Genomic DNA, 16,708 nt, shown 5'->3' on the forward strand with positions numbered 1-16,708 from the left:
TTTCTCTCACTACCTATCCCACAGTTCCATCATGAAAAAGTACTTTGCTCTGTTGATGTGCGGTGCCTGTCTGTCGCTTTCCCTCGGTTGTGACGAAGGGCCTTCGAACGTCGTTGGATCGGCTTCGGAGAGCGACATCGACGAATACAATCGCATGCTTCAAGAATCCCAGGCACAAATGGCCGAGGCCGACGAAGCGATGGCAAAAGAGATGAAGAAGAAGCCGCAACGCTAACCGAGGTTGGTGCTTTGCAAACTTCGTCGTTTGCTGATTTGATTCAATGCTCTGAGCGAATTGCCATTGGTAGTTCGCTCAGAGTTTTTTGGTGTGCCCTTGCTCTAATCGTCATTTCTCTCACTTCCGCATGTCGCAAGTTAGACGATACGGCGTCTCCGTCGACGAACGCGGTCCATGAATCTGCTGGCTCAATCCAAACCGAAGTCTCCGCCGAGACCGTTCGGGAAATCGGAGCCTCAAAGGGCTGGGAGGCAGCCGAAAAAGCCGCGGAACGAGCTCTCTTGATTTCGCCCGACGATGTGTCGCTTCTGGTCGCGGTGGCTGAGGTGAAACAACGTCTTGGCAAAGGCGATGAAGTGGCGGCTCTGTTACAAGCAGCTTGCGAAGCCGACCAGTTCAAAGATGAGGCTTTGGTGCTGCAAACTGTCGCCGGATTCATGGCGACCGGCCAGTTGTTTGAAAGCATTGAGCTTTTGGAGAAGGTGGTCCGAGCGTACCCAGAACGCAAAGAGATGCGACGCTGGTTGTTTGATTGTCTGGTGAGTTCAGAGCAAATCCACCGCGCGATCCCTCATGGCCGCAAACTGATCCGAGATCGCTACTTCGACGCCGTTTTGCTGTTTTCCATGAGCCAAAACGAACAACGTGATCGCGAAGTTCAGTCCCTCAATCTGCTTGCCGAGCGAAATCCATCTGATGTACGGCTGAAGATCGGGATGGCTCGCATCGAAATGGATCACGGACATTTTGACAAAGCCAGCGAACTGCTGGATCCGATTCTGTCACAACATCCCAGCTTCCTCCCGGCGTGGGCGTTGGAAGGCGAACGTTTGTTGCTAGTGGATGACCTTGATGGATTGAATGCTTGGAAGCGAAATCTTCCAGATGATGTTCGAAAACATTCGTGGCTGGTTTGGGCGGTTCTAGGGGATTGGGCGGTACTTCGATCCGACTATGCGGAGGCGGTTCAGTGCTATTGGCGTTCGATCGAAATCAACAATGGTGTTGGCAAGGTTCATGCAAAGCTAGCCCAAGCATTGAAAAACGCGATTGAAGAAGAGGATGATGGCACGGACTCACTGCTCACGGAATTGACCCAACGCGCGGAGTTGCTGGAGCGACTGGTGCAGGAAAAGGACCGCTTTTACCGCGCCAACATGAAGTCGCTGCCAATTGCAACGCTGATCGCGAAAACGCTAAGCGAACTGGGGCGTCACTGGGAAGCGGAGGCGTGGATCGCCAATGGAATTCGCGACCAACCCGGTTCACACCCCGACGCGGCGGTCGTTCGCGGGGAAATTGTCCGTCATCTGCGGTCCGATCTCCCTTGGCAAACGTCCGTTCCCGCCTACGAAACATTGCGACAACAAATCGTTCCGCGGTTGGTCGCGTCTTCTGCAAATTCGGATGACCTCGCCAACCAGATTTCTGCACATTCCGTCGGTTCGCTCGGACAATCACGACGCGAACGATCAAACCCGCCTAAGGAAACACTGATCGACTATCGATTGTTGGAAGCGAGCGGAAACTTTGGGATCGATGACACCCGTCACGAACCCATCCGTTTGGAGAACGGAATGATCCCGATCTACTCGCAATTGGGATCGGGCGGCGCGGCATTGGATTACGACTTGGATGGTTGGCCCGATCTGTTTGTGGCTGGCACTGTTGCTGAGGTGAAGTCGCAAGAGCTTTGCAACGGCAACTTCTACCGTAACGTCGCAGGGCACTTCGAAGGTCAGCGGGACCTGATTGGTGTTTCGCCTCGTGGTTACGCCCAAGGCGTATGCACCGGAGATTTGAACGCGGACGGGTTTGTGGACCTCGTGCAATTGAAATACGGCCGTGACACAGTCTTCCTGAACAACGGCGACGGTACTTTTTCAAAGTCAGATCGGTGGTTTCAGTCCATCGACGATGGATGGTCCACCAGCGGTGCCGTAGCGGATTTGGATGGGGATGGAATCGCTGACTTCATCAGTTTGCGCTATTGCAATGGGAAGACTGCACTGACCAAACGATGCCGCAATCCGGATGGGAGTCTCGGGCTTTGTGCTCCGACCCAGTACGAAGCGGTCACGGACCACTTCTATCAGGGATTGCCTACTGGCGGGTTCCAGAGCGTGACCGATGAGTGGTGCATTCCGCCATCCAACCCAGGTCGTGGACTAGGAATCGTGGTGGGCCAGTTCGATGATAATTCCAGTCTTGATGTCTTCGTCGCGAATGACATGACCAGCAACCATTATTGGACACGGTCACGCAGCGAATCGTCTATGTGGCGAGAGTCGGGAACTTTGAGTGGTCTCGCCTTGGATTGGCGATCGCGTCCCCAAGCCAGCATGGGCATCGCCACCGGTGATCTTGACGGTGATTTGGATGTTGATTTCTACGTCACCAACTTCGAAAAAGAACACAACGCTCTTTACTTGCAGCAAAGCCCTGGCATTTGGGCGGACCGCGCGAGTTCAGCCGGTTTGGTAACGCCGAGTTTCGATTTGCTGGGATTCGGTGCTGTCGCCATCGACTTGGACAACGGTGGATCGCAGGAGGTCTTTGTCACCAACGGGCATGTGGAACACGATGCGGACGTGGGATATGAACAACCACCACTTCTTTGGTCGCGAAATCGCGGCGAGTTTTCCATTGTTCCCAACGAAGAAATCGGCGGGTATTTCCTAGAAAAGCATGTTGGGCGAGCGGTGTGGAGCATGGATGTCGATCGGGACCGAAGAGCGGACTTGTTGATCACTCACCAGGGGGCACCGACTGCGATCCTTCACAACCAAACCGACGAGGCTTTGGCCAACCAGTCACTGCAGTTGCGACTGGTGGGAACGCGATCTGGACGTGATGCGGTGGGGACGGTAGTCACCGTGATCGATGGTGAGCGAAAGCTTCGCCACTGGGTGACGGCTGGCGATGGTTTCCTCGCGTCCAGCGATCGTTTGATCAACGTCGGCCTGGGCCAGCGAGACGGCAACCAAGCGGTTGCCGTGGAGATTCAATGGCCGACGGGGGTTGCCGAGCAATTCCGTGTGTTACCCAATCACGAAACGCTGTTGATCGAAGGAACCTCCGAGACCTACGTCATCGATCGATGATTCTTGCCGTTCAAGAATTCCAGTCGTAGCTGCTCTGCCTCATGAAGCCTTCCAGGTGAATGCTTCCATCCGGATAGACATCCATCACGGAATAGCCATTGTTGGCGATCCCTTTGCCTTCCACCATCGCGGCCAATGTGCAGTAGTGAATGCCATTGATTTGCTTCAAAGCATTTTGGTGGCTGTGTCCTTGGAAGACGGCTTTGACATTCCCTGATTGTTCGAGAACGTCCCGTACGACGGCGTTGTTCTTGACTCCGTGGTGATCGCTGACGTCCAGCCGTTGATGCGCGAACACGACAACTGGATGTTCGTTGGACTTCAAGTCTTTCCGCAACCAATCCAGTTCGGCCGGAGGAATGTTAGCGTCGGTCCAGTGAAAATTCTTTCGTTCATACCCGACGCCGTCCTCTCGGAAGCACGCGTCGAGCACAATGAAATGAATACCTTTGCGGTTGAAGGAGTAGTAAGACCGTTCTTGTCCAACGCCCTCCAAAAACTCCGACTTCTTCAAAGTGTCGACACAGTGGTTGCCTAACACGTAATGTCGATCTTTGCAGATTTCGCGAAACTGCCCGTTGATTGTTTTAAGGTAGCCCAACTCGGTGTCGACGGACTCAGCCGCGTCGATCAGGTCGCCCAGTTCGACCAAGCAATCGATTGACGAGGAGCGAAACTGTTTGGCGGCTTCGGCCAACTTCTTGGTGGTGTCACGATAGTGCCGCGAGCCACCGGGTGCCTTGTCCGCGTGGTGCAAGTCGGTCACGAGACCGATTCGAACGGCCTCGCTGCTTCGTTTCTCATCTGCAAAAGCGGCTTTCGCGATCGGGGCTGACGCGGCCAACCAAAGTGATCCGTGTTGCAACAATGTCCGGCGTGGGATGGGCTGGGTATGGGAGAGAACGTTGTTCATCAGAAGCGACTTGGAGGAATTGGCGAGCAAAATGAAGCACAGTTGTCTGTCGTCACTCTACCTGACTTTGCCAGATGCGAAACCAACGTTGTTCGCGGATGTGCGACTGTGGTCGGCCAATTGTTATCGTCCGCTTCTGGGAGTGCGCCGCATTGCCGTGATTTCATTGATTATCGAACGTCGCCATCACTGTTCAGCCGTATGTGAAAAAGCGATGAAGCTGGTGCCGGAAAGAAGTCTCTCGGCACCAGCTTCGCGGGATGGCCTTTCCGAACCAAACTGGCGACTCGTCAGTTCGAATTCAATCTCACCCCGCAGGGGCTTTCGCCTCTATTCGCCGGAACTCACTTCAAGCGGTTGCTTCCGTCCCTGGTGGACAAAGATGTCTTGCCCGTTGTCGGTGATCTCTTCGATGGTCAGCGGACGAGTTGGATCCGCAGGAACGTGTGCGTCGCCTTCAAAGACTTGTTTCGTCCATCGAATCATCGAGCGAAGCGATCCCCAGATTCCACTCGAGTCCGACCCCTCGCCTTCGTCATCGGTGTATCTCGTGTTTGTGTCACGGATGAGCTGGCTGCTGGAACGTTGAGCGGTTTGAGTTTGCTCGAAGGATCGGTACCTCCCATATTCCACTTTTCCATCCACGTCCTGGACGTCGATTTGATTCCCATCGACGTGCACCAAGCTTCGGAATTGATTGCCGGAGTTGTTGAGACGGATATCAGCCGGCGTGTTGCGTGATCGTGCGAGGAACGACGCCTCCCCGGTACTATCGATGGCAGATCCAAGTGATTGAATGATTTCACCACCGAGATTGGTCACCGAGAGATCGCCAGTCACATCCGTGTCACCCAACTTCAAGTCGCCAAGCGTGTTCAGGACTTGAACATGGTTTCCGTGCAATTCGACTGAATCGTGAAATTGATTGCCTGATTGATCGAGCGTGATGCCAGCTCGCGAACCACCCGCTGTGGCCGCGAATCCGGCAGTGCCACCGATGTTCAGCAAACTCGCATCACTTTGTCGAATCGCTCCATCGCTCGATTCAATGGAAGCGTCTTGAGCGGTCGTTGTTCCGCCCAATATCAAACCACCAATGTCGTCGCGGACGGCGAGCGATTGAGACTGCGAATGCAAGACTTCTTGGAAGTCGTTCCCGGTATTGGAAACGTCAACTGTGCCCAATGCGTTCAAAGTTGCTGTTTGGGATACCGCCAGTGATGTGCCGGCCAGTTGGTCGATGCTTCCCTGAAGTGTTTCAACCAGCAAATCGCCAGTCACGACGATGTCTCCGAGCGAAGCGTTGCCATCGGTCACCCGGAACTCCCCATCGCCCGCCGATAGTTTGTGAATCACTAAGTCGCCCGTGCTCTGGGTGATGGATGCCTCACCGATTGCATTAAGTTGGCCAGCGGCTGTTTGGATGAAGTTGCTGAGAACGGTCAACACGCCAGAGACCTCGGTTGTTCCCGCCTGTTGGTTCAGGCTGTCAACGGTGAGGTTTCCGTCCACGTTCATCGTTCCTCCCAACTGAGTGAACTGATCCAGATTGGCTGCATCCTGAATTTCCAAATCGCCACTGTTTAGTTGCAAGTTGCCTCCCGAGAGGCTGTCAATCACCACGGGGCCCCCGACGCTCGCATCGAATTTCGGTGTGACGCCGTCAGGTAGTACGACGTGACGCACGTTGCTGAAGTCTGGGATGGCACCGTCTTGCCAGTTGCTTGGGTCACTCCAGTCGCCACTGTTGCCGCCAATCCAAGTAACACTGTCGCGTTGACTGATGGAGGCTGCATTGCTGTCAACGTAGCTGATGTTGTAGTTCGCGCCGCCATTGCCATCGACGACGGTCGCAGAGGACGGAGTGAGGGTTTTGTTGTTGCCCACGTTCTTGTCGTCGAACTGCAGTTGGATGTTCTGAACAAAGTCACCGACCACACCCAGTTGCTGACTCAAATGTGCGAGCTGATCCAGTGTCACGCTGAATTGATCCGTTCCATCGTAAACTCGATTCGCGTCGGGAGCGTTCAATGAAACGTTCTTTGGGTTGATGATTCCGTCGTTGCCCGCGAAGGAACTGCCGCTGGTGAGGTAGTAGTTGCTCGCGTCGTCACCCGCCAAGGTCAGACCGTCGATGGTGTAGGACAAGCCAGTTCCAGCGTGCTCGGACAGGTATTCGCCCACACCACTGAGTGAAATGGAATCTCCTGCGACATCACCGGAGAGTTGGAGTCCGGACAGGTCAAAGAGGACGGTTCCGTCGTAGCTCTTGGTCGTATTGGAAACGGATGCCGAAATGGGGGCCGCGGCAACCGCGTGGCTTCCGATCACGCTGATCTGGTTCGAAAAATTCACGCTGGTTTCCGTAACGTTCGAGGCGATCAGGTTGTAGCTGCCGACTGACAACGCACCGCTACCGCCGTAGGTTGCTTGATCTGCCACGATCGTCATTTGTGCCGTTCCGCCCGCACCATCATCGAAGGTGTAGGTGTTTCCCGAGACGGTTGGCGGAGCCAAGTTGTGCACGGAGTTTCCGCTGTCCATGTATTGTGCGGAAAGAAAACTCAAGGACTCGGATTCACCATAGACGGAATCGCTGTTGCCGAAACGAACCAGCAATTCTTCAGCGGGGACAATGGTGAAATCGCCGACGCCAAAGGTGATGTCGTAGTTGTCGGAGTTCAGTCCGCTTGGCGTGAGGACTCCCGAGTAATCACCGGGGGCCTCATCAACACCAACGTTCAAACGCGTGATCACGAGCGATCCGCCTAAGTCCGATGCGTTCTCGCCGCCAACAAATCCAGTGATGCTGGCACCCGCGAATCCGGCACTGTCAGCTGTTCCCACAAATTTCGCGTCGTGGTTGGCGGTCACTTGCAACGCCGCCGGGGCGATGGACCCAACCAGCCCCGTCGGGAACTGAAGCTCGTAGTTCGCCGAATCCGCTCCGGTCAAATGCAATCCAGACACCGTGATCGACAAATTGGATCCGGCATCTTTGGAGGCGTAGTTGCCGATGGCGGTTCCGTTCAAGCTCACCTCATCGCCTGACAAACCATTGATCGTCGGGGTTCCAGTCAACGTTGCCAACGTCGTCGCGTCGTAGGTTTTATCGGATCCCGTCAGCCCCAGCAGTGATATCGCCAGTGGGTTGATGTCTGCTGTGGCGGTGGATTGATCGGTGATCACATAATTGGCTCGATCGGCCCCGGAGTAATCTGCCCCCGACAGCAACACCGTTTTGTTTGGTTCGGCATGTTTGTTCGCAAATGCGGCAGTGATGTTATCGAGCGTCAATTCATCGCCACCCACCAATCCCGTGAATGACAATCCACTGGCATCAACCGTCGCTGTTGTTGTGCCATCGTAAACTTTGTCTTGCCCTGCGATTCCCGTGGCGCTTACCGAACGAGGCGAAATGTTACCTGTCGTTTGCGATTGATCGGTGATCGAATAGTTTCCTGCATCCGCTCCGCCGTAGACGATGTTGCTGATTGTGATGGTCTTGTTTTCGCCAGCATGTTTGTCGGCATAAGACCCGGCAGCGGAAACAACCGACAGGTCATCACCACTGACGACTTGATCGAAGTCTGATCCAGACACATCAATGGGGGCGTTGGTCGTTCCATCGTAGACGCGTGCTTGTCCAGCCAATCCGGAAACCGTTACCGAACGAGGAGTGATATCGGCGAGTGCTGTGCTTTGGAAGGTGTAGGTGTAGTTGCTTGCGTCCGTGCCGGTGACCGATGTGTTGGCAAGCGACACTGTCTTGCCACTCGCGACATGTTTGTTGTCGAATTCACCAGTCGTCCCGGATACATTCACAACGTCTCCACTGATCAGTCCATTGATCACTGCCGACTGTGTGTCAACGACCGCCGATGCGTTCCCGTCATAGACCTTGTTGTTGGCTTGAATGCCGGACACCGTTACTGCCTTCGCCGAAATATCTGCCACGGTCGCCGTTTGATCGGTGATGGCGTAGTTGCCGACGTCGCTACCGGCGTAGATGGTTCCTGAAAGTGCAACCGTTTTGTTGGAACCGGCGTTCTTGTCCGCGAAGGCTGCGCTGGTTCCTGATGCGGTCAGGTTGTCGCCACCCACCGAACCGGCGAAGGTGATTCCGCTGAGATCAACGGAGCCAACAGTCGTTCCGTCGTAGACTTTGTCAGCCACGGTGATTCCGCTGACCGAGATTGATTTGGCGGTGATGTCCGCCAGTGTGCTGGTTTGATCCGTGATCGCGTAGTTGCCAACGTCCGATCCACCGAAGCTGGTGTTGGCCAGCGTGACGACTTTGTCGGTTCCGGCGTGCTTGTCCGCGAAGGCACCTGTGGTTCCGGACGCGGTAACGCTATCTCCCGAGATCAGCCCCGCGAAATCAATTCCGCTTAAATCGATGACGGAGTTGGTGGTTCCATCGTAGACCTTGTCATTGGCGACGATACCGCTGACCGTCAAGCTTTTTTGCGTGATGTCAGCGGAAGACGTGGCTTGGTCGCTGATCACATAATTGCCAACATCGGATCCGCCGTAGACCGCGTCACTGAGCGTGACCAGCTTTGCGTTCCCGACGTTTTTGCTGTCGAATGTCCCGGTGACGCTCTGGAGAGTCAGGTTGTCGCCAGCGACTTTCCCGTTGAAGATGGCGTCGCCTGTGGGAACAGTGGCTGTGGTCGTGCCGTCGTAGACTTTGTCCGCGGAAGTCAAGCCACTCACGGTGATGGCTTTGGCGTTGATGTCTCCTGTGGTGGTTGCGGTGTTGACGCCGTTAAGCGTGTAGTTGCTTGCATCGCTGTCGCTCAATGACAAACCGGTGAGGGTGACGGTTTTGCTGGACCCAACATGTTTGTCATCATAGGTTGCTCCCGTGTTGGAAAGCGTCACGTTGTCGCCGAGAAGAACGCCAGAAGCAATTCCACTGGCGGATAAACTTGCGTCGGTATTGCCGTCGTAGGTCTTCGTTGCGACAGAGAAACCACCTGGGGAAACGGTCTTAGGATCGACCACCAACGCGTTCGTATCATTCACCAAGGCGTAGCCCAAAGCGGCGAGCGATTGATCCGTCGCGGCGTAGGTGCCCGCTTTCAATTTGCCGGCACCGGAATTGTTAGGCGAAACAATGCTGAAGGTTCCAGCGCTGTCACCATTGACCAATCCGGATGCCGAACCGGTGATGGTCGGGGCGTCGTTGCCATAAGTGACCGAGGTGTCATTGGCGGTCAGTGTGGCGGTCGGTTGGTCGCGATAGATGCCGTGAACGCCAGTTCCAAGTGGCGTTGTAAAATTGGTCGCTGTTTCGTCACTGTTGTATCGAAAGTTGTCGGTGCCGGACCCGATCAGAGCGGTCATTCCCGAGCTGTCAGCAATGCTGCCGCTGTAAAGCGACACGCGACCTCCCGCACCGGCATTCACGGTCGGGGAACCGGAAAATATAAGATTGCCACCGGTCGCCGTGCCAGCGTCAGCATCCAATCCCGCGTTCAAGATGATCGCCAAAGACGTGCCGTCCGTGGTCAACAGGTTTTGACTGATGGTCAAGTCGCCCGATCGCGTTGCGATTACGACCTCACCGCTCGCGGTGATTCCATTGGCGTCGACCGTGCCGATCTCAAGTGTGTTGGAGTCGACATACGATAGGTCATGAATACCGCTGGCAGCTAAAACCGTCGACGCATTGGAGCCACTGTTGAGAGAGAAATTGCCAGCGCCAGTTAGCAACAACTCGTTTGTGGAGATGACTCCCGATGCATTTTGTGTGACCGCTCCGGTGCTGTCGACGTGAAAGCGATTTCCATTGGTATTCAGCGATGCGTTGAGCTGCACGTTTCCAGCGATCAAACTCACTTCACCATGGATGGAGACGTTCGAGCCGACCGTGAGGGAAGCTGTGTTGTTGGTTTTGCCGATTGTCAAACCGGTCAGTAGTCCACCGAATGTGGTTCCGGAGGTGTCCAAAGTCGATGCGAAGCTGGTATTCAACGGCTCCAGGAAAATATCGCCCGAGCCAACATAGCTACTGGAGGTCAGGGACAAAGCATCTCGCCGAATCCGCAACGTTCCATCGACCGTGGTTGAACCGGTATAGGTATTGTCGCCCGTCAATATCAGTTCACCGGTGCCTCTTTTGAAGAGGTCGCCGCTTCCGGAGATCATTCCAGCGAAGGTACCCGACGAGTCATCGGCGAAAGCAGTGAGTGATCCAGTGCCGAGCGAGATGTTTCCGGAACCGTTGAACGCACGCACCGTTTCGTCATGGCCATTGAGATTCCAACTGGCACCAGATGCGATGTCGATGCCGATCGAATCCGCCAATGCACCCGACAGAGACTGCGAGAGCGTCCCGGCGGTCAATTGGACGTATCCAGTAAACGTATTGGCAGCTGATAGCGTCAGGGTTCCTGTTCCCTGTTTCGTCAGACCGCCAGCTCCTTGAATGACCCCGCCCCAGGTCGCATTGCCAACGGTGTCAACGATCAGCGAATGCGAGTTCGCGATGGAAACCGACGCGGAACTTAAATTTGCGAACTGTCCGTTGGCTTGAAGGTGCAGGTCGCCATCCAAGACTCCCATGGAGTGATTCGCCCCAAGATGAATCGCGAATTGATCGTTAGGGGTGGCGGTCTGTCCGATCAGATGCAGTCCCGCGAAAGCGTTCAACGTGGTGTTGTTGGGTGAAACGGGGCCGGTGGAGGCGACCGCGATGCGGTTGGTCGTTCCACCAACATCCGTCAGTGAGCCCTGAACCGAGACTTGGTTTCCGTAAAGCTGACTGCCGTGCAGAAGCACACCCACGGCGGTATCGCCTTCGATGTAAGTGCTGGTGCCTTTCAAGGTGATATCACCGGTCGTCGCATCGAGCACGCTACCGACGCGAGCGTCCACGATTGCATCGTGCAGGGATAGACCCGAGTAAAACGATCCCGAATCACTCACATGAGCCTGCCCGGACGCGAAGCCGTCGGGTGATCCGTCGGCATTGCCATCGGCACCGCCCGCGAGTGTGATGTTGCCGCCGGCCGATAGCAGGCTGGCTCCGGTTTGTACTTCAATGTGGCCGACCGTGTTTGCATCGCTGTCCGACCACATCAGGATGTTGCCACCATCTGTATTGATGGTCGTACCGGATGACTGCTGCAGATTGCCAGTGGCGACCACGGTGAAGTCGCCGCCGTTGGTGCTCACGTCGTCTTGCAACGTGATGTCTCCGCCTTCACCATAAAAGTCACCGTTGATCGAGAGATGACCGGAGACGGTCAGGTCAGCGGTGTTTCCGATCTTTCCGACGGTCAATGCGCCAATGTTTGCGGAAAGACCAAGTTGGTCAACCGGCAAGGTGAAAGCCCCCGCGAATGAATCGCTCAGCGGCTCGAAGGTGACGTCGCCCGTGGTGTCCACGCTGATTGGACCAGGCACGGTTAGGGCATCGGCACGGACCAGTAGATTGTCGCCTGTGGTGATCGACAAATCGCTTGCCAGGTTCAGTGAACTCGATTGAATTTGAATGGCCCCATCGGCTGTTAGACCTCCGCTGGTCAGTTCCAAACCTGCGGTGCTATTGAGCGAAAGCGATGAGTCGTAGGTTTGAGTTCCCGTTGTCACCAAAGCGGTCCCGTTGACATTGACACCAGCACTGGTGACGTCCAAGGTTTGCAATGCTTTGCCCGCTCCGATTCCAGCGAGATTGACCGTTCCAGTGGCTCCCGCATCCAAAGTCACTGCGGTTGGCGTTAGATTCGTTTCCCGGACATAACCCAGGACGCTGTAGACGGTGTCTTGCGAGGCGGCAAATGTGGTCTCGTCGGCCAAGTCATTCCAAAGGCCCGCGGTTCCAAAGAACTGACCAACGTTCTCGCCGGTCGGGGAAGGTCCGCCATTGGGCTCCCCCGCACCAAAGTTTGAAAACGCACCTGGGACGCTCGATCCGCCTCCCGCATCCAGTTCGGTGAAGAAATGCTGGCCTGCCTCCGGCCCGTCCGCCCATTTCCAATCGAGCGGCGTCGCCGTGTCGCGATAAGCACCCAACCACGCTCCGCGATATTCGGCTTCAATGCCAGCAATGGCGTTTTCAAGTCGAGAAGTGATGGTGACCAGGTAGCTGTCTCCAAGATTAGATCCGCCGCCGGTGCCGTTGATTGCATCCGTGCGCGCCCAATCCCAAGATCCGCCGCCGTCGGGACCGTCGACATAGTCGTATTGGTTTCCAGAGTTCAAGACGCCGGTGATCTGAATGTCTCCACCGGCCGAATCCAGCGTGACTCCGCCGATCGACGAGTTCGCAACAATCGCTTCACCTTGAATGTTGATGTCGCCGCCATCGGTGCTCACGTTCTGAGCGAGCGATCCGGTGACGTAGATATCGCCTCCCACTTGCACTTCGGTTCCATTGAGGGTGGCTGTGTCACCGTTTCCGGTTGTGAATGATCCTCCAGCAGTCGCCAATGTTTCTGCTCGAAAGATGCTGATCCCATCGCCCGAGTTATCCGCGTCAGCCCACAGCTTGACGTTTTGTGATCCTCCCGCGGTGGTGATATTGGCGTTGGTGTCCAATACGATGTGACGATCGGCTTTGATGACCGTGTCCGTGTTGCCGGACCCGGTTCGCGATAGTAGACCGGTCAAGCGAATATCGTTGCCGCTGGTGAGATCGAGATCACCTCCCAACGCAATCGCATCGCCAAACGTGATGTCGGTGTCGGCTTCGGCGAGTAATGATCCATTAAGTCCCAGGTCAATCAAGGCACCCGGATCCGTGACAATGCTGTTAGCAAATAACTCCAAGTCACCATTGATCGCGATGGATTGCTGCACCGAGATATCTTGGGTCAGTCCAGAACGCCCCAGCGATAGCCCGCCGAGAAGATGGAAGTTGTTGATCAAGAGCCAATCGACATCAGCCGATCCGACGAACGTGTTGGTAGAGAGGCTGCCGGCGAAATCGAGTTGCCCGCCGATGTTGGCCCAAGCGAGCTCATAAGGGCACAAACGAAGATGCCCTGTGAGATCGACTTGAATGGTTCCCACGCCGCCGAAGTCGTTCGCGATTAGCCAGATGTCACCATCGCCGGCTGACAGAAGCCGCGAACCATTCATGCCAATGCCGTCGATCCCCGCATCGAACCCAAGTCCCGCCCATAGCAGTAAATCTCCTCCGCCGGTCGAGACATCACCGAACAGATCCAACGCGTTGTGATTGAACCCATTGGCACCCACGGAGGCTCCGTCACCGACGGTCAAACCATTCCATTGTTGGCTGCCGCCGTTGCTGTTGCTTCCTCCGGCCCAGAAATGTCCTCCGTTGGTGACCACATCACCCAGGATCGAAACACCGCCTGAGCTGGTATGGTGAAAGTCCGACCACAACACGGTATCGAGCAACGCAGAACCACTCGCGAGAATATCCCCGTGGAGTTGAATTCGACCATCGGCTTGCGCTGTCAACACCGAACGCGCGCCGCCTGTTTTTAGGATGTTGCCAAACAACCTGATCGATGAATCGGTCGCGGCATTGGATTTGAACAACAAATCCCCTGTCCCTGAACTGGTTAACGTGTCATTGAACGTCAGGTTTCCTCCGTACGCTGAAAAAGCCCCGGCCAGAGAGATTGCGGAGTCGAAAGTCAAATCTGCGGTGTTGTCTATCTTGCCGAAAAACATCGAGCCAAACGTCGTCCCTAAGTTCCAATCGTCATCCAGCGTCGGTGATTTGGTGAATGAGCTACCAATCGACTCGATGGTCAAACCGCCGGTGCTCTGCACCGATATCGAACCACTGCCCGCGTTGGTGTTCTGTTTGAACAGCGAATTGGTTTGAATCAAGATGTCGCCCGAATACGCATTCACCCCGTCGTAGCCGATTCGGATGTTGTCCGAAACATCGTTGGCACTTAGTCGAATTCCGTTTTCGTTCAGGTTGCCTTCTTGCGAATTTGCGCCGCGAAGAGTGATGTTGCCGGTTTGCGATGTGACTGCCATCACGCCGCCCGAACCAGGTTGGAACTGCAATCCGGAGGTGTCGTTGGTGCTGCCGTCTAGGAAGTTTGCCGTTCCATCGAGTGTGATGTCACCATCCACCGTCGACAGGAACACACTGTCGCTTCCAACCGAGGTGACCAGTGCCAAACCATGTCGCCAGCCCGACCCGTTTTGATCCGCACCGATGCCGACGATGTCGATGTCGCCCTGCGTCGTGCTGATGTTGATGTCACCGCTGGACGTCAGTGTGTTTTCGATGTCTCGACCAATCCAGACTCCGGCTCCATTCACGAAGTCGGTGGTGTTGGCCAGCTCACCGGTGATCGAAATGTCACCCGTCGTCGATGCGAGGCTGGATCCAGAGGCCAAGTGAACGCCAATCGCGTTGTCGACGTTCAATCCCGATTGGTCGGCAACCAATCCATCCAGTGTGATTGAACCTGTTCCCGTTGAAATGCTGACGTCATCGAAGCCAATGCCAAAGACATCGTCAAAAATGCCAACCGAGGAAGACGACCCAGCTCGGATCAGTACATTGCCTCCATCGGTGTCGATGGTTGTGTTGCGTAGGTCAGCTCCATGGAGCAACCCGGTCAAATCCGTCGCCCAAGCCCGACCGGCACCGATCGACAATGCCGCCTCACCGTCCGCCGGTGTCCAAGTCGTCGTGGATCCGCCGGTGATCGCAAAACCGCCTCCGTTGGTCCGAATATTGGTGGCGAGCAGGTTGCTTCCAACCTGAACGTGTCCCGCGAGATCGTTGTCTTGGTCCGCCCAAAGAACAACGTTGAGTTTGCGAGTGTTGGAGTTCTGCGTCGCGTCGATGGAAACGCCCGCGTCAAGCGAGATGTTGCGATCGGCTTTCAAAGTCAACGTTGCGTCGCCCAGCATCGCCCCAGTGATTAGGTCGGCGGTGATGGAGATGTCGCCCGCATCCAAGATGCTTCCTAAACTGCCCAGCAATGGTGAGTCGACTGTCGTGTCGACGGTCACGCTCGTACCGGCGTCCAGCGCGGCGATCAGGTTAATCGAAGCCGCCAAGTCAATCACAAAGTTGAACGGGTCGATCAGCCAATGTCCGCCCTGCCCATTGGCCGCTCCGGCGTCGACTCGGATGCCTTCGAGGTCGACTTGAGCTCCGGAAGTCTCGATCTGACCACCGTTTCCGAGCCATTGTCCGGCTCGTGCGAGCAACGTTCCGAAGGCTTGCGTGAGCGAGTCTTTGTTGGAAACGTCCGACCAGAGCACAATGGTTCCGCCGTCGCCATTTTCGGTCGCCGACACATCGATGACCGCACCGGACTGCATGGTGACGGACGACGCTTGCGTCATGTCGCCCTCGCCCTGCCACTCTCCGCCGACCAGCACGGTTCCACCGAAACTCGAACCAGTTGCGTCGATGACCGCGTTTTCTCCGAGTGCTATGCGGTCCGCTTCCAACTTCACTTCGCCGCCCGATGTCCCTTGGTCAAGCTGACTTTGGATGGTGCCATCGTGCAGAATCTCGCCGCTGGGGTTCACCAAGTAAACTTCGCCGCCAACTTCTGCCGCACCGGTGGCTCGAACTGTTCCCGAGTTCTCAATCAATCCCGCGGTGGGACTGATTCCACTGATCAACGTTTCCATGGAGGGTTGGACGTAGGTGACGCCGTTGTCCAACGTGACGGTTCCGCCGCCCGACAGTGAGATGTTGCCTCCCTCGGAGGTGATATTCCCGTGGTTGGCGATTTGGTTTGCGATCAGGTGGGCTCCACCTTCGGCTGTGGCGATGGAACCTTCGTTAACAATCGATCCGTCCCCGCCGACATCCTGAAAGGCCAACGGCCCTCCGCTCAGGAATGATTCATTCGTCACGTCAAAGGTGGATGCAATAAAACCGTTCGTGTTCACCAACCCCGATTGGCTGAGCATGATTCCGGATGGATTGACCAAGACCACATTGCCGTTGGACTGAATGGTCCCTGAAATGGTGGATGGCATGTTGGGCGTGGTGACTCGATTCAGGATCGCGGAGTTTGAGTCCGGCAATTGAAAATTCGCGATGTTTCCAGCACCAACGTTGAATGAGTCCCAATTCACGATGGTTCGTGAGGTGGACGCTTGAATGTCCATTACACCGGCGCTTTGTGAGATCGCCGCTTGCCCAGCCACGACGTCAGCTCCGCTCGGCAACGCCGGGCTTTGTCCCTGAGATACGCCAGCTCCCGCCACCATTCCAAGCACTACCATCCGCAATGCGTGGCGACGCGAACGAACCGACATCCTGCGCAAACGCGCAGCTTTCATTCCATGAATCATGTTTGCCCCGAGAGAACTAGACGATCACATCGCCCAATGCCCTCGGGTGATGTTATCGATCCTTGAAGAGTGCCCGTCGTGTGGATCCGCTTGCTGCCTCTGCAGCGGGTATCCACGAAACATTTTTCGCCATTTTGGGTGGACGATCGGCAAAGTTCGACCTAGAGAAGACCGGAAAGA

General features: G+C 55.7%; 4 protein-coding genes. 2 read left to right on the top strand and 2 right to left on the bottom strand.

All coding sequences use genetic code 11. The features are described from left to right. Positions 1-31 precede the first annotated feature (31 nt). Together LOC70_RS22750 and LOC70_RS22755 are read left to right on the top strand one after the other, a co-directional pair. Positions 32-235 (top strand): hypothetical protein, encoded by a 204-nt coding sequence (locus LOC70_RS22750; RefSeq protein ID WP_230256352.1) that lies wholly within the window; start codon positions 32-34, stop codon positions 233-235. Between the two features lie 284 nt (positions 236-519). Beyond that, a complete protein-coding gene (locus LOC70_RS22755) occupies positions 520-3,342 on the top strand; it encodes a CRTAC1 family protein (RefSeq protein ID WP_230256353.1) in 2,823 nt (940 codons plus the stop codon). 10 nt (positions 3,343-3,352) lie between these two features. Here the strand turns inward: LOC70_RS22755 and LOC70_RS22760 are convergent, their stop codons facing one another. Beyond that, entirely contained in the window at positions 3,353-4,255 is a 903-nt protein-coding gene (locus tag LOC70_RS22760) for a metallophosphoesterase family protein (RefSeq protein ID WP_230256354.1), read from the bottom strand. Positions 4,256-4,585: 330 nt separating this feature from the next. Continuing rightward, the gene (locus LOC70_RS22765; RefSeq protein ID WP_230256355.1) at positions 4,586-16,516 is read right to left on the bottom strand and encodes a YDG domain-containing protein; all 11,931 of its coding nucleotides are present in this window, start codon (positions 16,514-16,516) and stop codon (positions 4,586-4,588) included. Positions 16,517-16,708: the final 192 nt, after the last annotated feature.

It is taken from the genome of Rhodopirellula halodulae, assembly GCF_020966775.1.
Taxonomy (GTDB): Bacteria; Planctomycetota; Planctomycetia; order Pirellulales; family Pirellulaceae; genus Rhodopirellula; species Rhodopirellula halodulae.